The 18,447-nt window shown below is 62.1% G+C and carries 22 protein-coding genes and 2 pseudogenes; 13 read left to right on the forward strand and 11 right to left on the reverse strand.

The annotated features are described in order from the left end of the window. Genes CO676_RS08295 through CO676_RS08305 form a run of 3 tightly spaced genes read left to right on the forward strand, consistent with a single transcriptional unit; the run spans nt 1 to nt 2,736 of the window. Nucleotides 1-807 carry a TfuA-like protein gene (locus CO676_RS08295; RefSeq protein WP_097520285.1) on the forward strand — a complete coding sequence of 269 codons (807 nt, stop codon included), beginning with the start codon at nt 1-3 and terminating at the stop codon, nt 805-807. A 35-nt stretch (nt 808-842) separates the two neighbouring features. After that, a complete protein-coding gene (locus CO676_RS08300) occupies nt 843-2,027 on the forward strand; it encodes a hypothetical protein (protein WP_097520287.1) in 1,185 nt (394 codons plus the stop codon). A gap of 22 nt (nt 2,028-2,049) precedes the next feature. After that, nucleotides 2,050-2,736, forward strand: coding sequence for a hypothetical protein (locus CO676_RS08305; protein ID WP_014765080.1), 687 nt, complete (start codon nt 2,050-2,052; stop codon nt 2,734-2,736). Between the two features lie 183 nt (nt 2,737-2,919). On the opposite strand, the gene CO676_RS08310 is transcribed toward CO676_RS08305, so the two are convergent. From CO676_RS08310 to CO676_RS08325, 4 genes are all read right to left on the reverse strand, one after another. After that, the gene (locus CO676_RS08310; RefSeq protein WP_097520368.1) at nt 2,920-3,273 is read right to left on the reverse strand and encodes an EF-hand domain-containing protein; all 354 of its coding nucleotides are present in this window, start codon (nt 3,271-3,273) and stop codon (nt 2,920-2,922) included. Nucleotides 3,274-3,288: 15 nt separating this feature from the next. Then, nucleotides 3,289-3,531 (reverse strand): glycine zipper 2TM domain-containing protein, encoded by a 243-nt coding sequence (locus tag CO676_RS08315; RefSeq protein WP_014765078.1) that lies wholly within the window; start codon nt 3,529-3,531, stop codon nt 3,289-3,291. 475 nt (nt 3,532-4,006) lie between these two features. After that, nucleotides 4,007-5,110 carry a hypothetical protein gene (locus tag CO676_RS08320; RefSeq protein WP_097520289.1) on the reverse strand — a complete coding sequence of 368 codons (1,104 nt, stop codon included), beginning with the start codon at nt 5,108-5,110 and terminating at the stop codon, nt 4,007-4,009. Nucleotides 5,111-5,324: 214 nt separating this feature from the next. Further along, the gene (locus CO676_RS08325) at nt 5,325-6,035 is read right to left on the reverse strand and encodes a DUF899 family protein (protein WP_097520291.1); all 711 of its coding nucleotides are present in this window, start codon (nt 6,033-6,035) and stop codon (nt 5,325-5,327) included. Between the two features lie 189 nt (nt 6,036-6,224). Here CO676_RS08325 and CO676_RS08330 point away from each other — a divergent pair, with 189 nt between their 5' ends. Further along, on the forward strand, nt 6,225-6,977 hold the full coding sequence (locus tag CO676_RS08330) for a pyridoxine 5'-phosphate synthase (RefSeq protein WP_097520293.1): 753 nt from the start codon (nt 6,225-6,227) through the stop codon (nt 6,975-6,977). Between the two features lie 95 nt (nt 6,978-7,072). After that, nucleotides 7,073-7,264, forward strand: a pseudogene (locus CO676_RS08335) (DUF983 domain-containing protein); the annotation flags it as partial. A 158-nt stretch (nt 7,265-7,422) separates the two neighbouring features. On the opposite strand, the gene CO676_RS08340 reads toward CO676_RS08335, so the two are convergent. Next, the gene (locus CO676_RS08340) at nt 7,423-8,061 is read right to left on the reverse strand and encodes an NrsF family protein (protein WP_097520295.1); all 639 of its coding nucleotides are present in this window, start codon (nt 8,059-8,061) and stop codon (nt 7,423-7,425) included. Between the two features lies 1 nt (nt 8,062). After that, entirely contained in the window at nt 8,063-8,590 is a 528-nt protein-coding gene (locus CO676_RS08345; RefSeq protein ID WP_245424279.1) for a sigma-70 family RNA polymerase sigma factor, read from the reverse strand. 268 nt (nt 8,591-8,858) lie between these two features. Here CO676_RS08345 and CO676_RS08350 point away from each other — a divergent pair, with 268 nt between their 5' ends. From CO676_RS08350 to CO676_RS08365, 4 genes are read left to right on the forward strand one after another with little or no spacing between them, the layout of a single operon-like run. Further along, a complete protein-coding gene (locus CO676_RS08350; protein WP_097520299.1) occupies nt 8,859-9,182 on the forward strand; it encodes a DUF2282 domain-containing protein in 324 nt (107 codons plus the stop codon). A gap of 38 nt (nt 9,183-9,220) precedes the next feature. Continuing rightward, nucleotides 9,221-10,147: a DUF692 domain-containing protein gene (locus CO676_RS08355; protein WP_097520300.1), complete on the forward strand. Its 927-nt coding sequence runs from the start codon at nt 9,221-9,223 to the stop codon at nt 10,145-10,147. Then, the gene (locus CO676_RS08360) at nt 10,134-10,925 is read left to right on the forward strand and encodes a DNA-binding domain-containing protein (protein ID WP_097520302.1); all 792 of its coding nucleotides are present in this window, start codon (nt 10,134-10,136) and stop codon (nt 10,923-10,925) included. Before CO676_RS08355 ends, CO676_RS08360 begins: the two co-directional genes overlap by 14 nt. Before the next feature lies 1 nt (nt 10,926). Beyond that, nucleotides 10,927-11,430, forward strand: coding sequence for a DoxX family protein (locus tag CO676_RS08365; protein ID WP_179875429.1), 504 nt, complete (start codon nt 10,927-10,929; stop codon nt 11,428-11,430). Nucleotides 11,431-11,437: 7 nt separating this feature from the next. On the opposite strand, the pseudogene CO676_RS35960 reads toward CO676_RS08365, so the two are convergent. Both CO676_RS35960 and CO676_RS08375 read right to left on the reverse strand, forming a co-directional pair. Next, nucleotides 11,438-11,575, reverse strand: a pseudogene (locus CO676_RS35960) (2-hydroxychromene-2-carboxylate isomerase); the annotation flags it as partial. A gap of 59 nt (nt 11,576-11,634) precedes the next feature. Then, entirely contained in the window at nt 11,635-12,522 is an 888-nt protein-coding gene (locus CO676_RS08375) for an SDR family oxidoreductase (RefSeq protein WP_097520304.1), read from the reverse strand. Between the two features lie 152 nt (nt 12,523-12,674). Between CO676_RS08375 and CO676_RS08380 the strand changes: the two genes are divergently transcribed. After that, complete coding sequence (locus CO676_RS08380) at nt 12,675-13,079, forward strand: helix-turn-helix domain-containing protein (protein WP_097520306.1); 405 nt, start codon at nt 12,675-12,677, stop codon at nt 13,077-13,079. 269 nt (nt 13,080-13,348) lie between these two features. On the opposite strand, the gene CO676_RS08385 is transcribed toward CO676_RS08380, so the two are convergent. After that, on the reverse strand, nt 13,349-14,068 hold the full coding sequence (locus tag CO676_RS08385) for an aspartate/glutamate racemase family protein (RefSeq protein ID WP_097520308.1): 720 nt from the start codon (nt 14,066-14,068) through the stop codon (nt 13,349-13,351). A 222-nt stretch (nt 14,069-14,290) separates the two neighbouring features. Here CO676_RS08385 and CO676_RS08390 point away from each other — a divergent pair, with 222 nt between their 5' ends. The 3 genes from CO676_RS08390 (at nt 14,291) to CO676_RS08405 (ending at nt 17,211) form a co-directional block, all read left to right on the forward strand. Further along, entirely contained in the window at nt 14,291-14,755 is a 465-nt protein-coding gene (locus CO676_RS08390) for an Lrp/AsnC family transcriptional regulator (RefSeq protein WP_014765064.1), read from the forward strand. 115 nt (nt 14,756-14,870) lie between these two features. Then, nucleotides 14,871-16,139 (forward strand): NAD(P)/FAD-dependent oxidoreductase, encoded by a 1,269-nt coding sequence (locus tag CO676_RS08395; protein ID WP_097520310.1) that lies wholly within the window; start codon nt 14,871-14,873, stop codon nt 16,137-16,139. Nucleotides 16,140-16,308: 169 nt separating this feature from the next. Continuing rightward, nucleotides 16,309-17,211: an aminoglycoside phosphotransferase family protein gene (locus CO676_RS08405; protein ID WP_179875430.1), complete on the forward strand. Its 903-nt coding sequence runs from the start codon at nt 16,309-16,311 to the stop codon at nt 17,209-17,211. Nucleotides 17,212-17,227: 16 nt separating this feature from the next. On the opposite strand, the gene CO676_RS36980 is transcribed toward CO676_RS08405, so the two are convergent. Together CO676_RS36980 and CO676_RS35155 are read right to left on the reverse strand one after the other, a co-directional pair. Continuing rightward, on the reverse strand, nt 17,228-17,938 hold the full coding sequence (locus tag CO676_RS36980; protein ID WP_041414503.1) for a thermonuclease family protein: 711 nt from the start codon (nt 17,936-17,938) through the stop codon (nt 17,228-17,230). A gap of 222 nt (nt 17,939-18,160) precedes the next feature. Beyond that, on the reverse strand, nt 18,161-18,447 hold a 287-nt coding region (locus CO676_RS35155), incomplete at its 5' end, for a hypothetical protein (protein ID WP_179875431.1).

The following is an 18,447-nucleotide window of genomic DNA, read 5'->3' on the forward strand; positions in this document are numbered from 1 at the left end:
GTGGCGGATGCGAGCGAAGAGGGTCCGATTCTGGTGTTTCTTGGCCCGACGCTTCGGCTTGCCGACGCCGAGGCGCTGCTCGACGCCGTCTATCTGCAGCCCGCCGCGCAGGGCGACATTCTTTTGGCCGCCCATGCTTTCCGCCCGCGAGCCATGATCCTGATCGACGGCCAGTTCGAAGATCGGCCGGCCGTCAGGCACAAGGAGATTCTCTGGGCGATGGCGCAGGGCATTGTGATGGTCGGAGCCTCCAGCATGGGGGCGCTGAGGGCTGCGGAACTCCACGATTTCGGCATGATCGGCGTCGGCTTGATCTACAGATGGTATCGCCGATGGGCCCTTTCATCGCTGAGGGAGGTTCGCGGCTCGCCTCCAGCTCTGGCACCGGATGATGCCGTGGCCGTGCATTCGGGGCCTGCGGAGCTTGGCTTTCTGCAACTAACGGACTCGCTGGTCGATCTGCAGCGGACCTTTTCGGGCCTGATGCGCCGCAAGGTCATCACGCCTTCCGAACGCACGCTGCTCACAACAATGGCGCGAGATATGAACTTTCGCGAGCGCACGCTTGCGGCTGTACTAGGCGCGGCGGGATGGCCAGATGGCCGCATTCAAGAAGTGCGACAGACGGTGGTAAAGCAGAAGGGAAAGGACGCTCTCCTCGCACTTCATACCGCACCGAGCCTTATAAGAAGGGCTGAGGCGGCAGGCGACGTTGATTCCTGGACGGCGACGAACACCTTCATGCGGGACCTGGAAGCCGGTGGCATTGACTCAAATTTAGTGAACACTTATAAATTGAATCCCTGATTGCCGGATTTCACCGACCGAGGGGCGATTTTGCGATGCGTTTGCTTCGGAATGAGGCCCTTGAGTCTGGTGATGCGCGCCTGGGTACGCGCTTCTGGATCTTCCCCCAACCCCCTTTCATTCCAGGATACGAGCAGCCGGATCGTGTCTGGCTGCCGATATTGCGAGACGAAATCGGTGCGGGGCCAAGTGACTCGCGGATGTATGTCGTCGATCCGCTCTCCGACAAGCAGCCGTATGGCTTCGATCGCCTGCCGCCATTCAATGGGGCAATGCGATCCCCGGCAAGGCCGGGTCCGGACCGTCACTTCGATAATGTATCGCCGACCTCACGGGAGTTTCTCTCCGTGCACGCCTATGCCTGCGTGCACTTCGTTCTCGATATATGGCAGAGCTATCTCGGCCGACCGGTCCGATGGTTTTTTGATCAGACCTTTCCACGCCTCGAGATCGTTGCCTTTGTGAATTGGGACAACGCACAGGCGGGCTACGGATTCCTGGAACTTGGGTGTGCGGACACCAATGGAGTGCGGCGGCCGTATGCGTTGAATTTCGATACTATCGCCCACGAAGTCGGACACCTTATCCTCCTGTCCGAAACCGGCGTGCCCACGATATTCTCACGCGGAGCCGACTTCTTTCCTTTTTCTGAGGCTTTTTCGGATGCCGTATCGTTAATCTCCTTCCTGCATTTCGGCTCGGCCATCGACCGGCTGCTGCGGCGAACGAGGGGCAACCTGCTCCTGTACAACGAGCTCAATCGTTTCGCAGAGACAAGTCCGGAGGCCCAGGTTCGACTGGCGACCAATTTTCGCCGCATGTCCGACGTCACGCGCGAGGTGCACGACCGCGCGCTTCCCTTCGTCGGCGCCATCTTCGATACCATTGTCGAGCTCTATCACCGCGAACTGGTCGCGCGGGATTGCGCCGACATTCGGCTTCTCGATATCGACCTGCGCGAACTGGATCAACGTGATTTTGATGACTTCCGCGCGGCAACGGCCGGGGCCTTTGAGGTCAAGCCAATGGTCTTCGAACTGGCGCTGGCCGCTGCTCGTGATTTGGTGGGACAGGCGCTTGCGGCATCGTTGAGGACGCTCGACCCGACGACGATGCGTCTGGATCAGGCGGCAACTGCTGTCGTTGCCGCCGCCCAAGGCGCGGCTGCGGAGGTGCTGGAGGCGAACTTCGCATGGCGTGAGATTATCGGTCGAAGGTGAAGCCAGGAAAAGGAGAGGGAACATGAGTGATTGTTGTAACCATCCCGGCGTGGGTAACGAGCCCAAGGGCCTCGAAGATCCACAATATGACGCCTACAATCCAAGCGAGGTGCGTCTTTATGGCCGCCCAGCTAGCTCTCTGTCGATATTTACACCCAAAGAGATCGGGGACCTCGACATCAGTCTTGAAGAGGAACTGCGAGGTCGTGAAATAAAAGATGATGACAAGAAGCTGATTTCTGAAATTATCAGGCGTGTTGCGCAGAAAAAATTGGTCGACCTGTTTCAGCAACAGATAGTCTTAGCTTTGGTGGATGAGAAGGAAGCCGAAGTCTTAAAACTCACGGTAGAGATTAATATTCCTTCACGCAATTTTCGCGGCGACGACGGTAAATATATCAAAAGCATCGGCGTGATCTATGGTTATGCCTATGAGGGGCATTGCTACAAACTGCCGAAACCGCAAATCATGTATCTGCCCGCAGAGCCGAGGGCGATCCTTGGCGGCGATTGCGGGTGCGACTGCGGATTTGTTCCGGAACTCGGCTACGCCGTCTGGCAGATCGACAAGCTTGAACGCGTCATTGCGCTTGATGTTCGCTCGGATGACGTGAAAACCCTGGTCCTCGACGAAAATCTGCCAGGCAGTCGTTCGCCACTGGCTTATGCGCAAGCGCAATCTCTGGCTCCGCAACGGCATCGCGATTGACTTTGCAAGGGTTTCATGGCGGGAGCGGCCATGATCACTGATCTGCGCGGAGGGCCGCAGGCGGCCCTCATTTCATGCTGCGGCGATCTCGTGCGGTACGTCAAATCCGAACAGATTCCAGCCCACAGGCACCTCCACGACCGTTGAGCGTCAAGAAGCGCCCGGCGTTTCAGGAGTGCCTGCCTATTGCAGGCTGCCGTCGCCGCTGCGATCGGCCGCCTTGAAATCTGCCATGACCCGGTTCAGGAACTCGCTCTGGCTAAGCTTGCCGTCGCCGTTCGTGTCAGTGGCGGCAAATTGCTGAGCGTTCAATGCCTGCGCCACCTCGTCCGAGCGCAGGCCGCCGTCCTTGTTCTTGTCCAGACCTACGAAGGCCTTTGTCATGAAGGCCTGGTATTCGGAACGGTCGACCACGCCGTTTTTGTCGCGGTCGAGGCGATCCATTTGCCCTTGAGACATGGCCGCAGGCCGATCCTGGGCGGCGGCTGGAACAAGCTGGCAAAGTGCAAGTGCCGCCGCCAGAACTACGTTTCGAATCATGGCGGATTTCCACTAGTAGGCACAGGTCAAGGCATTGCCGGCCGCGCTGCCTAGCGTCGCGCCGCCACCAACGGCCCAGAGCTGACCGGTTCCGGATCCTATAGTCGCGCCGACCACGCCGCCGACGATCGCGCCACCAACCGTTCCGGCAATGCAGCCGAACTCGTTGCCTCCGCCTTGGGATGTCGCAGCGGATTGGCACCCGGATAAGGCGAGGGCGCCAACGAAAATCAGAGTTAAGGTAGGCTTGCTCATTTTATCCTCCAGTATATTCGTCCGAATGCAATACGAATCGGCGAAGGCGCCATTGTTGGCGTCGGATGTAAATAAGCTTCTGAGTATGTCTCCCGAAGTGCGAGAGGCTCTTCTGATCGGTCAGAAGCAGCTCATTGTCGAAACATGCAGTCTGTCGACGAAGACGTCCGGAACTGCGCGCAAATACTACCGCCACCGACGGGTAATGACAACTCTCCGGGCTTGTCAGACCGCGAGAGGTGGAGCGGCAGCGCGTTGACAGTTGCTGATCCGACGCGATTATGCCGGTGAGCACGGCCTTGGCGACCGCCTGGAAGCGGTTTTGGGCATCGAACTGCACGAATTCACGGTAGGAGCTAATCAGCCAAATGAACAGCCCTCAGTGTTGCGGGGTGAAATGTTGGCAAGAGCAAGTTGCGCCGTAACGGCACCTCGCGATGGTTGCGGCAGGGTGCCTTGCTGCCGCTTGAACTGCTCAGTGGCCGAAGAGCTGCATCGGTTTCTTTGCAGAGAGGATGAAAAGGGGTTCATCGCCCTTAAGAGGGGCAAGTTCCTGCTGGCAGGTCCAGGCCTCCTGGAAGCTCTCGCGCGTCAAGAGCTTCTTGTAACGCGCCGTCGTCACCATGCAGCGCATCAATGTACTCTGCAGGCCCTCCGTGGCGGCGTGGGCGTAAATCTCGCCATCGAGAGCGAAGAGCTGCGCTGCAAGCGAGGTGGTCTTGTAGAGAACGTCAGATTCGTTTGCGAGGTGTTCGGCACTGATGAAGTCCTGACGAATCGGCACGGCTTCTCCGTTGTGCGAAAGCGTCACGCGAAGGCCGGGCCTTGGGGTATCGTGCCACGCAACCGTGACGGAGAAGGCGAGCGCCGGGTTCAAGGAACCGGTCGCGCGCGAAGCGCCGGCCATGTCTGCCGAGCCAAGAGTCTTGTGGCGCAGCGCCGCTGCACGCAATATCGTGGCGAAATGCTCTGCGCTCCCATGTTCCGCGTCGACGATGAAACGGACGGAAGGAAGCCCGCGGACGGCGGCCATCGGACCATTCACAAGCTTGGCCTCTGCATCGATGTCGAGCGCAATCTTCGGTGAGGGCAGTGGCGTGAACAAGAGCAGCGGCAGTACCGTCAGCACAGCCCAAGGCGAGGAGAAGGGAGTTGGCTGCCATCCGCGCTGGCGCTTGGAGACGCGATCTCGGGCAGTCATGGCCGGCCGCACAGGGACTTCCGCGACGGGGTCACGCCGCCGGCGGTACTCCGGCACGTAGGTTCCCTTCGGGATGCCGATCTGCCATTCCTCGCCGGACCCCTCGGCTTCGTAGAAGCCTTTCAGCAATTTGCGCAGTTTTCCAGCGTGAACGCGCACGAGAGGATCGCTATCGGCATCGAAAGCCTGGCTGCGTCCAAAGACGTCGACGGCGATCGAATAGCCTTTCAGTTGACCGGCCTCGCCGACGATCTCCCTCTCGACAACATAGGTGAGGAAGGCGCGCAGCCGTTCGGAGCGCTGAAAGCTCTTGCTGTCGAGAATCCGGCTGAGCGCCGACTGGATCGTCTCGTCGCAGGGCCTTTCGGCTGGCGTCATCAATGGCTCCGGAAGAAAAGGCGTTATGCCCGTGGGGTCTGAAAAGGCGGCAACTTTAACCTGATTCGAAATCTAGACCCAAAAAATGGTGGTTGTCAGGTTTAGCAACAAGAAGTGTCAGCATTTTCTGAAATGAAGCGAAGCCTTCCGCCAAAGCGCCAGGGGCACGGATGGAGGTCCGTGCCAGATTGATGTGCCCCCTCGGACATTGGAGCTAGGCGCCGCGGCCATATTCCAGTTTCGGATACCAGTCCGCGCCGCGGCCCTCCGGCGTCGTGTCGAGCAGGTGCCACAGCGGGTCGGGGTCGGGCGCGTCGCGCGGATCTTGGCCGGGATCGGCCATTTCGCCGTTCATCTCGCCGCTCCAAAAATGCCGGATCGTGCCGTCCCGACGGGTAAGAACCGTGTAGCCGGGGACATCCGCATCCTCGGCACTGACATAGTCGCGGGTAAAGCTCCCCTCGCTGTCGGAATAGACCTTCAGCTGGGTCCAGCCGCGCGCCTTCTTGGCCTCGACCAGCCGCTCGATCGGCGAGCGGGCGACCATCGCCAGAGCGATGCGTTGCTCGATATCCGGCACTTTCCCTTCCCAGGAGGCCATCAGCGACGTGCACATGGGGCAGGGCTTCTCGCGCTCCGGGCCGAACATGTAGCTGTAGATGATGAGCGTGTCCTTGTCACCAAAGAGGTCAGCGAGCGTTACTGGCCCGTTCTCCCCCTCGAAAACGTAAGCCCGCGGCACCTCGCCGCCCAGTGGCAGTTGCCTGCGTTGCGCAGCCACGCGCTCGATATGGCGTCGAAGTTCGATTTCCTCAGCCAGCAAAGCGTTGCGTGCCTGGCGGTACTCCGCACTCTCATTCGGGAAGCTGGCTCGGTTCCGTGCGGCGAGTTCCGTTGCGGGGACGAGTGGGGCCTGCGTCGTCATGGTGCTCTCCTCATTCAAGCTGCCAATTGAAGCGATTGTGTTGATATCAACATAATCAGGCACTGTCAAAACGCTACGAGGGAAACCGTGCAAAGGCCGATTCCGATCTTGCAAAATCTACGGTAGAACTGCGACGATCGATTTGGTCGCCGACACACTCCTTCGAGTGCACGCTTTGAAAGTTTCGATATGCCCGCCAAGCTTTCCGTGAATCTCAATGCCATCGCCATGCTACGCAACCGGCGCGATCTTCCCTGGCCCTCCGTGACCGGCCTCGGCCGCATCGCGCTTCAGGCGGGGGCGAGCGGACTGACCGTGCATCCGCGTCCCGATCAGCGGCACATCCGGTTTTCCGACCTGCAGCCGATCCGCGATCTGATCGACGATGAATTTCCGGGGGCGGAGTTCAATATGGAAGGCTATCCCAACGAGGAGTTCCTCCAACTCGTTGAACGGCACGAACCGGAGCAGGTGACGCTGGTGCCCGATGACCCGGCGCAGGCGACCTCCGACCACGGCTGGGACTTTCGCGAGAACCACGCTCTGCTCGCCAACGTCGTCGGGCGCCTCAAGGGGAAGGGCTTCCGCGTGTCGCTGTTTGCCGATGGCGATCCGGACCGGGAAGCGCTGAAGATCGCCAAGGAGGCGGGGGCGGATCGCATCGAACTCTATACAGGCCCCTATGGCGGCTGCCACGACGATTCGGACGAGGCCGAGCGGATCGCCGGCGAGCTCGGCCGCACCGCCGAAATCGCGACGGACCTTGGCCTCGCGGTCAACGCAGGTCACGACCTGACCGTCGCCAACCTGCCGCGGCTCGTCAAGCATATCCCGGCGCTCGCCGAAGTCTCGATCGGCCATGGCCTGACGGCCGACGCGCTGGAATACGGCATGGCCGAGACGGTGCGCCGCTTCCGCCGTGCCTGCGGCGAGGCGGCGTAGGGCGATCCAACAGCTGCGATACGCCCATGGGTCGGGCGGGCGGGGAGCGGCAGGATTGCTGTAGTCGGAGAAGCCCAAATCGCGGCCGTCGACCCGTGCAATACAATGCGCCGTTCTGGGTGCAGCTGTTGGTTACGGGCCCGTTCATGCTCTTGACCTGCATTCCGCCCCTCAGGCCGCTGAAGGGCTGGCTGGTTGCGAGCCAGTTCTTCTACAAGGCCGAGGAGGGCAAGTCCGTGCGCAAGCCTGCGGCATCCCCGCCGGCGGCGCCTCCAGCTACCATTTAAGGACACATGGGTAGCGGGCGCCGCGCGGTGATTTAAGGTCAGGGCGCCCTTGCAGCTGTCTCGCGGCGTGGAGAGGCACGCCGCATCAGCTCCGTGCCGTGTCCGCCGGTGCAGAGGGAACGCCCTCGATGGGGGCCCCTCATATTCTCGATTGTTTGCTACCAGCGGGCAATGCGGCTAGCGCCGAGCGCACCGAGGAGCGTCAGCACCGCAATCGCGATCGTATACCATGTCGCTACGAACAACGGCGAATCGTCCGTGCAATGGGCGGCATAAAAGGTCGCGGCGAGGCCGCCGGCGGCAAGCCCGGCAACTGCGCCGGCAAGCGTGGGACGGGAGGGCGCGCCGTGGCGCAATGCGAGCAGCAGAAGTACCAGCGGACCAATACCGATCAGCGGAATGAAGGTGAGGCATACGAGGCTGTTCGTCCCGATGAGCCTTGCCGACCAGGTGTCCGGCGACAAGACGGCGAGTTCGGCGACAACGCCTGCCGCCAGCAGCGTCGGGGCAATAGCAAGGCGCGGCAGCGACCGTCGCGCATCCGCTTCCGGCCGCGACAGCATATGCAAGAGGCCGAACGCGCTCGTGGCAAGGACGATGGTCACCGCGAACTTGAAGAGGAAGCGGAAGCTTTGCGCGACGCTGGCAATATCCGGCCTCACGCCGAGAAGGGCGAAGAAGACGACGGCGGCGACGGCGACGGCTGCGAGAACGGCACTCGACCAGGCGACTGTCATCGATACGCCGCTCCGCCGGGCGTCCGCCGCAAGGGCCTTGATGAGTTCGTGCGTTTCCATGTCAGTCACGTCCAAATCGTCTGGCGATGGCAGCAAGGCCGCGATGGAGAGCGACGCGAACTGCGGTTTCGTTCATGTCAAGGCTTCTCGCCGCCTCGGCTATCGTACGTCCTTCGACCGAGATCGCCGTCACCACTGAGCGCTGGCCGGGTGTCAGCATCTTGAGCGCGCGGTCTATTTCCCAGTCCTTTACGGTTTCCGCTTCCTCAGCTGCGAACTGTCCCTCCAGTTCGCTGATCTCCACAGTGGGATTGCGGCCCAATCGTCGTATCGCATCGACAAGCTTGTGCTTGGCGATGGCATAGAGCCACGGCGCTACCGGACCGTCGGTTCGCCACGTGTGCCGCTTAACATGGATCGCCAGTAGTGTTTCCTGGACGATGTCTTCCGGATCCAGGCCACCCCACGCAGTTCTGCGCCGCGCCCAAACACGAACAAGCTCCGCGGCGGCATGCAGGAAGTCGCCATAGGCTCGCTCATCGCCGGCGAGCGCTGCGCGGAACAGCCGGGCGAGATCGCTGTCGTCCACCTGTACTTCCTCCCTATTCGCCGGGTCCGAGCGCTTGTTACATCTGGGCCCGCAAATTTCTTTCCGGCGCGGCCGGGACCGAGTTCCCATCGCCGATCACGTTCATGATCTTCGGTCGAGTCAATCCAAAATCAACGTGATCTCGCGCGGAACCGTGCTCACGAAAGCGTGTGGGGTGGGAATGTAACATTTCTCCCATTGGCGGCGAACGAGGCTTTGTGCGGCCCGAACAAGGGGCGCACGAGACCCATCAACATGGAGAGATGACATGTCCAAGAAATCAATGATCAGCGCTCCTGCACTGGCAGGCGCCGTGGCGGCAGCGGTTTCGTCGCTGGCGATCGCCGCGCCGCTTTCGCAGGAGCAGGTCAAGGCCGCGATGGACGCCGGCAAGGAGAAATGCTTCGGTGTCGCGCTGAAGGGCCAGAATGACTGCGCGGCCGGACCGGGCACGACCTGCCAGGCCACGTCGACGGTCGACTATCAGGGCAACGCCTGGAAATTCGTCGATGGCGGCACCTGCATGACGATGGAACTGCCGGGCGGCCGCAAGGGCTCGCCGGAGGCACTGTCGCGCGACCTTCCGTCTTAAGCGAACTTGCAACTCCAAGCCGGAAAGTGGAGGCAACGATGCCGAAATTGGCAATTCATGCGGATCGCGGCGCATCGGCAACGCTCCGCTTTCCGGCGCATCCGATCGACGGACGGGCTGGTACGAGTTTCAAGCACCAGCATCTGCCATCCATCCTTGCGGCCGGCGGCCGGGATGGCGGCTTCTTCGAGGTTCATGCGGAAAACTACATGGGGGCAGGCGGTCCTCCGCATGCGGCGCTTGCGCGAATACGCGAGGACTATCCGGTATCGCTCCATGGTGTCTGCATGTCGATCGGCGGGCCGCAGCCACTCGACAAGGCCCATCTCGGCCGCTTCGCAGAGCTGGTCGAGCGCTATGAGCCTGCGCTCGTGTCGGAGCACCTGGCCTGGTCGACCCACAACACGACCTATTACAACGACCTGCTGCCACTGCCTTACACCGAAGCCACCTTGCGGCGCGTCGCCGAGCACATAGACGAGGTGCAGGAGGCGATCGGCCGGCCGCTCCTGCTGGAAAACCCCTCGACCTATGTGCTCTTCAAGGAGTCGACGATGAGCGAGACAGCCTTCATCCGGGAGATCGTGGGACGGACCGGCTGCGGTCTGCTGCTCGACATCAACAACGTCTTCGTCTCGGCGACAAACCAGGATTTTTCGGCGCTTGAATATCTCTCGGACTACCCGCTCGAGCACGTCGGCGAGATCCATCTGGCCGGCCATGCCGAGCAGGAGGACGACGAAGGCGATCGCCTGCTGATCGACAGTCACGACGGGCCAGTCGCCGATGCGGTGTGGAAACTCTTCGACATCGTCGTCGGCCGATGCGGCCCGATCCCGACGCTTGTCGAATGGGATAGCGCGATTCCCGAATGGCCGGTGCTGAAAGCCGAGGCGAAGGCAGCGCAGGCCATCCTTGATCGTGGCGCGGCATTGCGACGGGAGAGGATGCATGCAAACGCTTGAGAAGAGCGATTTTGCCGGGCTGAGCTATCCGCGGCGCCTCGCGCAAGGGCTGCTCGATCCCAGTTGCGCGACCCCTGCGCTTGTCGCCGGCCCGAACGGCAAGGCCGCCGAGAAGCGCTTCAACGTCTATCGCAACAACGTGACCGTCAGCCTGATCGATGCACTTGCCGCCGTGTTCCCCGCAACCATGCGCATCACCGGCGAGGCATTCTTTCGCGCCATGGCGCGGTTCCACATCCGCGAGACGCCGCCGACGTCGCCGCTACTGTTCGAGTACGGCCGGGATCTTCCCGATTTCATCGAGCGCTACGAACATGCGCAATCCATGCCCTGGCTGGCGGATGTCGCACGCATCGAGAGGGCCTGGCTCGATGCCTATCATGCGGCGGACGCCGCCGTGCTGGAGGCGGGTCTGCTGGCCTTAATCCCGCCAGAACGGCTTGGCGGCCTTGTGTTCGTGGCGCATCCGGCGACCCGCATTGTCCGTTCTGCCTATCCGGCCGTGACCATCTTTTCAGCGAACCGTGCGAGCGACCCGGTGGGGCGCATCAATGCTACGGCTCCGGAGAGCGCCCTTGTAACAAGGCCGGCGCTTGAAGTGGAGGTTCGCCTCCTCGCGCCCGGCGCGGATACTTTTCTCGACTGCCTCATTGCCGGTGAGCCGCTCGGAAACGCGGCGGCGGCGGCGAGCATCTGCTGCCAGGAATTCGATCTCGTAACCGCTATTCGCACGATGTTCGAGGCCGGCGCCGTCGCGGCGATCCAAGATGGAGGATGAGATGCTGACGTCCAAACGAAGATTCTTCGATAAGTCCGTGGGGAGGGGGGGCTTGCTCGGGCAGATCGACGGGCGGATTGCCGCCATGGCGCCCGTATCGCTTGCCCAGCTTGCCTTGCGCTTCGGCCTCGCCGTGCCCTTCTGGCGCTCCGGCATGAGCAAGTGGGATGGGTTCCTGCAGTTGAACGATGTCGCCATACTGCTCTTTACCTCGGAACTCAAACTGCACCTGCCGGGTGGCCCCTATGACTTTCCGGCGCCGGCGGTGTTGGCATTTGTAGTCGCTTGCGCGGAAATCCTGTTGCCGGCGCTTCTCGTGCTAGGGCTGGCCACGCGCGTTGCCGCCCTCGGCCTGCTGGCGATGACGATCGTCATCCAGCTCACGGTGCCGGATGGTTGGCCGATACATCTGACCTGGGCCGCGATGGCGCTTGCCGTCGCCACTTGGGGGGCGGGGAGGCTGTCGCTGGACGGGTGGCTGGTTTCCGGATCGGGAAAGGCGTGAATGTCCCTTATCCCGCCTTCCCCTGATCCAGATTGTGCTGCCATTCGATCGCGTTCTCCAGCCGATCGTGGCCCGAGAACAGTTCGCCATCGGCAACGAAGGAGGGTAAACCGAAGATGCCGAGCGACCTTGCCTCGTCACTCGCGGTGCAAATAGCCCCGGCCGGTGGCCGGGGCTATGCCTTCGGGGAACAACCGCTGCAAGCTAGTGGGCGAGCGCCGCCTTGTTCGCCTCGAGGAAGGCGGCGAGGCCAAGCGGTGCGTTGGCTGTGAGGTTCGCCACATCGTTGGTCACGACATCGAAATGGCCTTCACGCGTATTGGTGTCGAAGGAGACGAGGATCGGGACGAAGAAGTCCGGCAGCCCGGCCCCCTTGAGACCGCCTGCCAATGCCTCATCGGAAATGTGGACGACTTCGAGCTTCTTGCCGGTGGCTTCGGCGACAAGGGTGGCGATCTCCGCGGTCGTCAGGGCCTGCGCTCCAGTCAGCGTATAAATGCGGCTTTCCGTCGCGTCCGATTCCAGCGCGGCGGCAGCGGCCTTGGCGAGGTCGCCGCGCGACACATGGGAGATGCGGCCTTCGCCGGCCGACGAGAACCATTGCCCGGTCTGAAGTGCGTGCGGCAGGGCCAGGAACAGGTTCTCCATGTACCAGGCATTGCGCAGGATCGTGTAGGGAATGCCGCTCGCCTTGATGGCGTTTTCGGTGCCGAGGTGATCGGCGGCAAAGGGAATGACGGAGTTTTCCGGATTGGGCATGGACGTATAAAGGATGTGCTCGACGCCGACCTTTTTGGCGGCGTCGACGGCGGCGAGATGCTGCTTCAGCCGCTTACCTGGCTCGGCCAGCGTGTCGGTCGAGATGATGAGTATGCGGTCGGCGCCGGCAAAGGCCTTTTCGAGCGAGGCGGGGTCGTCGAAGCTGGCAGCGCGGGTCTCGATGCCCTTGGCCGCATAATCGGCGAGCTTGGTGACATCGCGGCTGGTGGCGATGATATCGGCCGGCTTTGTGTTGCCGGCGGCGAGAAGCGCATCGAGTACGAGTTTGCCGAGCTGACCTGCGGCGCCGGTTACGAGCAATCTCTGGGGCATGATCTTCCTTTCACTCTGCTTTCCAGCTTCGCAGCCTCGATCGGCTCATTTCGAAATCTGGTCTCTTTTTGAGAGTTGCTCTTATCCGGCAATCTGCTAAGAGCTGTAAAGGAGGCAGTTTTTTCTGCGGTGGTTACGGAAAGGGTACCGGCATGAACAAGGCGACCGGCGCGGTGAAGGGCAAGCGGGTGGCAATCGTCTGCGGCGTGCCGCTCGATATGGACAACTGCCCGGTGCGCGATGTGATGGACAATATCGGCGGGAAGTGGAATTCGCTGATGATCCTGTCGCTCGCCGACGGGCCGCTGCGTTTCTCGCAACTCCGCCGGCTGATCCCGGACATTTCCCAGCGGATGCTGACGCAGACGCTGCGCGATCTGCAGCGCGACGGCTATTTGAGCCGTACCGTCTACCCGACGCAGCCGCCGAGCGTGGAATACGGCCTCACCGATCTCGGCCGTTCGTTCCTGGTTGTCTTGAGACTATTCGTCGACTGGTCGCTCGAAAATCACGACGCGATACGCAAGGCGCGTGCTGAGTTTGACGAGGGGCCATAGGCGGATTGTCGCCACATGCCTGTGGTATTGCCAAACTCATGGCAGTTGGTATTGCAATCGGCATCGGTGTTGGCGCGGTCTTAGGAGCCGCGCTCGAAAACGTTCCGCTCGGCATCACGATCGGCATTGCTCTTGGTGCTGCGATGGGGATGTATCAGCGACGCCGCGCCGGCGTCGGATGCGAGGTATCGGCGTCGGCGATCGCCGTTACATTGACAACGCCCGGCAGGAGCGGGCGTTGTCTTGCCTGCAACAGCGTTGGCGTTCGGTCAGGCAGCGCAATTTGCCTTTTGGTCGGGGAGTGCGAAATCAACGGCGGCTTCGGCATGGATCGCCGTGGAATCGAAGCCCGGCAGCGGCAGGTTCGCTGGATCGAGGATCAGGCAGATCTCGGTGCAACCGAGAATGACCGCATCGGCACCTTTCGCCTTCGCTTTTTCAATGAGCCCCATCAGCGCCTCGCGTGAAGCGTCCAGCACTTTGCCGGCGCAGAGTTCGTCGAAGATCACTTCGTGGGTCAGTTTACGTCCGTCGGCGTCCGGGACGATCAGATCGATGCCGTGAGCCTTCATGCGCTCGGCATAGAAGCCGTGCTCCATCGTGTAGCGGGTGGCGAGCAGCAGCGGTTGGCGGCTGCCTGCAGCCTTCAGGCGAAGCGCGGTTTCGTCGATGATGTTGATCAGCGGGATTTCGACGGAAGCTGCAACGGTGTCGGCGATCAGGTGCATGGTGTTGGTGCAGATCAGCACGCAATCGGCCCCGCCGGATTGAAGTGCGCGCGCAACCCCGGACAGGCGCCGGGCAGCCTCGTCCCAGCGGCCGGCCTTCTGCAGGTCGACGATTTTTTGGAAGTCGACGGAATGGAGGAGCACTTCCGCCGAATGCAGCGCGCCCAGACGCTCGCGAACGGCCTCGTTGACCATCCGGTAGTAGACCGCCGAGCTTTCGAAGCTCATGCCGCCGATGAGGCCGATCTTGCGCATTTCCATGATGTCGTTCCCTTTTTGCATTCGATCACTGGAACCCGAAACTAGAAGAGCGCGTTGCCACTTTCCGATCTCGTTCCACCGGTAAGATTATGATCGGAGTCGGGTTGGATTTGTTTGCTTTGAGGGCTATCTAAGAAGAGAAGTTCAAAAGTTTTTTGCGCCATCCGTTCATTTCGTGCAAATTTCAGGCGTCGGTTTGGAGTGGGGTGAGGAGTAAAGGGCGTGCTGGATGAAAGGGACCGAAAGCTTCTCACACTTCTGCAGGAAGATGCGAGCGTTGCGATGGGCGATCTCGCCGAGCGGGTAAACCTTTCCTTGTCCGCCTGTTCTCGCCGCATCCAACGGCTGGAAGAGGCAGGCTATGTATCCAGGCGCATCGTCGTTCTCGACCGGGAGAAGATGGGGGTGCCAACGACGGTCTTTGCGCTCATCAAGACTGCGCATCACTCCGATGAGTGGATCGAGACATTCCGGCGTGCGATCAGCGACATTCCCGAAATCGTCGAGGCGCACCGTTTGACGGGCAACTACGACTACATCGTTAAGGTTGTCCTGCCGCGGGTCGAGCAGTATGACATGGTCTACAAGCAGATCGTGCGAAAGGTGGAACTGTTCGACGTTACCGCCTCTATCTCCATGGAAGTCCTGAAAAGCGGAACGGCGGTTCCGGTCCGTTACGCGGAGTAAGGCTTGCGGCGCGGCGCGGCGCGGCACGTCGCGTTGCAAGAATCGGCGCCGAGGCCGTGTCGAATGGCCGCCGACATTAATGCCAGTGGTCCATTCAGCGAGCGAGGCAGCAGCTATGCAGGAAAGACATCACGTGGTGGTCGTGGGCGGCGGCTTCGGCGGGCTGCAACTTGTCAATGACCTGAAGGGCGCCCCGGTCCGCATCACGCTCATCGACCGGCGCAACCACCATCTCTTTCAGCCGCTGCTCTACCAGGTCGCGACCACCATTCTTGCGACCTCCGAGATCGCCTGGCCGATCCGTCACCTTTACCGCGACCGACCGGAGGTGACGACGCTGCTTGGCGAGGTGCAGGGCGTCGACGAGGCGGCAAAGGCCGTGACGCTGGCGAGTGGCCAGGCAGTTCCCTACGACACGCTGGTGCTCGCGACCGGGGCGACGCATGCCTATTTCGGGCATGACGAATGGGCTCCCGTGGCTCCCGGGCTGAAGACGCTCGAGGATGCGACGACCATTCGCCGGCGCGTGCTGCTCGCCTTCGAGCAGGCCGAGATCGAGGAGGACCCCGCCAGGCGCGATGCGCTGTTGACCTTCACGATAATCGGCGCAGGTCCGACGGGGGTGGAACTTGCAGGCATCATTGCCGAAATGGCGCACCGAACCTTGCCGGACGAGTTCCGCCGCATCGATACGCGTCAGGCCCGCGTGGTCCTCGTCGAGGCGGGTCCGCGCATTCTGCCGGCCTTTGCGGAAGAGCTGTCCGCCTATGCGATGATCGAGCTTGGCAAGCTCGGCGTCGAGGTGCGCACCGGCACGCCGGTGACCGACTGCACGGCAGCCGGCGTGCAGATCGGCGACAGCTTCGTCCCCAGCCGCACGCTCGTCTGGGCGGCCGGCGTTCAGGCGTCTCCGGCCGCTAAATGGCTCGGGATCGAGGCGGACCGCGCAGGGCGCGCTATGGTCGATCAGGACCTCACCGCGCCGGGCAACCCGAATGTCTTCGCGATCGGCGATACCGCCTCGGTCAAACAGGAAAACGGTGCGCCGGTGCCGGGCATCGCACCCGCGGCCAAGCAGCAGGGCGCCTATGTGGCCCGAGTGATCCGTGCCCGGCTCGAGGGCAAGCCCGCACCCGGCCATTTCCGGTATCGCCACCAGGGAAGCCTTGCCACGATCGGCAAGCGCGCTGCAATCATCGACTTCGGCAGAATCAAGCTCAAAGGAGGGATTGCCTGGTGGTTCTGGGGCATTGCCCACATCTACTTCCTGATCGGCACTCGCAGCCGTTTTTCCGTCGCCTGGAGCTGGCTGTGGATCTATCTGAGCGGCCAGCACAGCGCCCGGCTCATCACGCAAAAGGAGACGCAGCACAGGGAGGAGTAGCCGCGGTGGTTGCAAGTTGGCGGCTTCCGATGCAACCTCCGCATCTTCCTTGAGTCGTAGCCGATTTAGGGATGAAGACATGCGGCAATTCAAAGTGCTACAGCGACCTTTGTGCGTCTGAAAAGACGCACGGCGCTGTAGATGCACCATGCGGCGACAAGTTGTTTCGATGACCATTTCCCCCGACAAGATCGTAATCGACACGTCCCTCGTCAGGCGACTGATCGCAGCGCAATTTCCGCAATGGGCGGACCTGCCAGTGCGACCGGTCCGGCATGGGGGTTGGGACAACAGGACCTTTCATCTCGGTGACGACTTGACGGTGCGTCTGCCGAGTGCTGCGTCCTATGCGCTCCAGGTGGAGAAGGAGCAGCGCTGGCTGCCGCGTTTGGCGCCGCATTTGCCGCTGCCAATTCCGGCGCCCGTGGCGATGGGGCGGCCGGGCGAGGGCTATCCCTGGCATTGGTCCGTCTACCAATGGCGCAGCGGCGAGATCGCGACGCATGCGCCGATCGCCGATATGACGGCCTTGGCGGCGACGCTCGCTGATTTCCTGGCGGCGCTGCAGCGCGCCGACGCCGGTGGCGGACCGCCACCGGGACAGCACAATTTCTTCCGTGGCGGTCCGCTGAGCGTGTACGACCATGAAACGCGCTGGGCTCTTGAGGCCCTTGAGGGCCGGATCGACACCGATGCGGCGCGCTCCGTCTGGGAGGCGGCGCTCAGCGCCAACTGGACGGGAAAGCCGGTCTGGTTCCATGGCGACGTCAGTTCCGGCAACCTGCTGGTCGAGGATGGTGGTCTGGTCACCGTCATCGATTTCGGTACATCGGGTGTCGGCGATCCGGCCTGCGACCTTTCGATTGCCTGGACGATGTTCGACGGCGAGAGCCGCGAGGCGTTTCGTGCGGCACTTCCGCTCGACAGGGGAACCTGGGCCCGTGGCCGCGGCTGGACCCTGTGGAAGGCGCTGATCGTCGCTGCCGAGATGCCCGGCACCGATCGGCTCGAAGTCGAAAAGTCGCGGCGTGTGATCGCCGAAGTTATCGCCGATCATCTGCGGTACGATTGAAGCGGCCGCGACTGGTTCAGCCGGAGGCGCGGGCCGTCTGACCGCACCAGTTTGCGGGCCGGCTGGCGCGCTTTCTCACCAGCCCTTCGGAAACGAGAATATCGCCCAGTGATTTGCCGCCTCTCAATACCACGCGCGGCTTCCCCGCCTCCTCGTCGGCGAAGCCGGCCTCGGAAGCAGTCAGCCTGAATTCTCCGGCGTTCAAAAGTTCGCGCAGCCTTGCCTTTGCATAGGAACCGCGCGACCGTTCCGCGTCGCATTTTGCGAGCTTCGTTTCGGGCGCGTCTATATCGGCAATGAGGATCCTTTCCCCGTTAAAGAGGAATGTGTCGCCGTCGATCACGCAGTTATCGTGGCGAATGCCGCAGAAGAAAAAGATGTTGTCCCCTGTTGGAATTGAAGCAAGCCGCACCGGCGGCTGTTGCATCGGTCTTCCGACGGGTGCCGCTGGGATCAATGCACGATTCGGTGTAATCGAAGTCGTATGCTCCTTCGGAGGCGGTGTGACGCTTGTCGCCTTTGACTTCGTCTCTGGCTTCACCCCAGACTTCGAAGGGAGTGCCGCGATTTCTCGCTTATTCAGCCAGTTTTCGAGCTGTTCTCGGTGATCATAGCCGACGATGCCGCCGACAAGAATGATAGCGGCGAGATACCAGGGGGCCATCCCGCCCCGGCTGCCCTTTGAATTTGTGCTGCGCTTCCGTCGCCTGGAATTTCCCTTGGCCATCAGATTCGGTCCTCAATTGCGCGGGCATTATCGGAGCGAGGGGTTGCTGAAAGGTTGTCACGGAGGTCGGCGCCTTCGTTTCTCTCATCCTCAACGGCAAAGGGCGGGATCCGCCGGAGCCCGCCCTTTGCCATCATCTGTCTCGGTACCTGCGATGTCACGCTCTGCCAGAGGCGAACGTCGCACGGCTTTCATGCCATCGCGCAGTAAAACCGCGATACGTTAGCGAGTGTCGTCGCTTTTACCGGAATTGCCTGGGGTCCCGTCGCTCCCGCCGTTGCCATGCCCATTATTGCCGCCGCCGCCGGAGCCGCCGCCACCGCCGGAGCCGCCGCCACCACCGGAGCCGCCACCGCCACCGGAGCCACCGCCACCGGAGCCGCCACCGCCTGAGCCGCCGCCGCTGCCGGAGCCGCCGCCGGAGCCGCCACCGCCACTAGAGCCGCCGCCGCCGCCGGAGCCGCCGCCACCACTGGAGCCGCCACCGCCACTAGAGCCGCCGCCACCAC

It is taken from the genome of Sinorhizobium sp. BJ1, from assembly GCF_002531555.1.
GTDB lineage: Bacteria > Pseudomonadota > Alphaproteobacteria > Rhizobiales > Rhizobiaceae > Sinorhizobium > Sinorhizobium fredii_B.

Excerpts from the sequence above, each read along its gene's own strand:
- CO676_RS08300 (WP_097520287.1), top strand. The coding sequence starts at position 843 with ATGCGTTTGCTTCGGAATGAGGCCCTTGAGTCTGGTGATGCGCGCCTG.
- CO676_RS08305 (WP_014765080.1), top strand. The coding sequence starts at position 2,050 with ATGAGTGATTGTTGTAACCATCCCGGCGTGGGTAACGAGCCCAAGGGC.
- CO676_RS08315 (WP_014765078.1), bottom strand. The coding sequence starts at position 3,531 with ATGAGCAAGCCTACCTTAACTCTGATTTTCGTTGGCGCCCTCGCCTTA.
- CO676_RS08320 (WP_097520289.1), bottom strand. The coding sequence starts at position 5,110 with ATGACGCCAGCCGAAAGGCCCTGCGACGAGACGATCCAGTCGGCGCTC.
- CO676_RS08325 (WP_097520291.1), bottom strand. The coding sequence starts at position 6,035 with ATGACGACGCAGGCCCCACTCGTCCCCGCAACGGAACTCGCCGCACGG.
- CO676_RS08330 (WP_097520293.1), top strand. The coding sequence starts at position 6,225 with ATGCCCGCCAAGCTTTCCGTGAATCTCAATGCCATCGCCATGCTACGC.
- CO676_RS08340 (WP_097520295.1), bottom strand. The coding sequence starts at position 8,061 with ATGGAAACGCACGAACTCATCAAGGCCCTTGCGGCGGACGCCCGGCGG.
- CO676_RS08350 (WP_097520299.1), top strand. The coding sequence starts at position 8,859 with ATGTCCAAGAAATCAATGATCAGCGCTCCTGCACTGGCAGGCGCCGTG.
- CO676_RS08355 (WP_097520300.1), top strand. The coding sequence starts at position 9,221 with ATGCCGAAATTGGCAATTCATGCGGATCGCGGCGCATCGGCAACGCTC.
- CO676_RS08360 (WP_097520302.1), top strand. The coding sequence starts at position 10,134 with ATGCAAACGCTTGAGAAGAGCGATTTTGCCGGGCTGAGCTATCCGCGG.
- CO676_RS08365 (WP_179875429.1), top strand. The coding sequence starts at position 10,927 with ATGCTGACGTCCAAACGAAGATTCTTCGATAAGTCCGTGGGGAGGGGG.
- CO676_RS08375 (WP_097520304.1), bottom strand. The coding sequence starts at position 12,522 with ATGCCCCAGAGATTGCTCGTAACCGGCGCCGCAGGTCAGCTCGGCAAA.
- CO676_RS08380 (WP_097520306.1), top strand. The coding sequence starts at position 12,675 with ATGAACAAGGCGACCGGCGCGGTGAAGGGCAAGCGGGTGGCAATCGTC.
- CO676_RS08385 (WP_097520308.1), bottom strand. The coding sequence starts at position 14,068 with ATGGAAATGCGCAAGATCGGCCTCATCGGCGGCATGAGCTTCGAAAGC.
- CO676_RS08395 (WP_097520310.1), top strand. The coding sequence starts at position 14,871 with ATGCAGGAAAGACATCACGTGGTGGTCGTGGGCGGCGGCTTCGGCGGG.
- CO676_RS08405 (WP_179875430.1), top strand. The coding sequence starts at position 16,309 with ATGACCATTTCCCCCGACAAGATCGTAATCGACACGTCCCTCGTCAGG.
- CO676_RS36980 (WP_041414503.1), bottom strand. The coding sequence starts at position 17,938 with ATGGCCAAGGGAAATTCCAGGCGACGGAAGCGCAGCACAAATTCAAAG.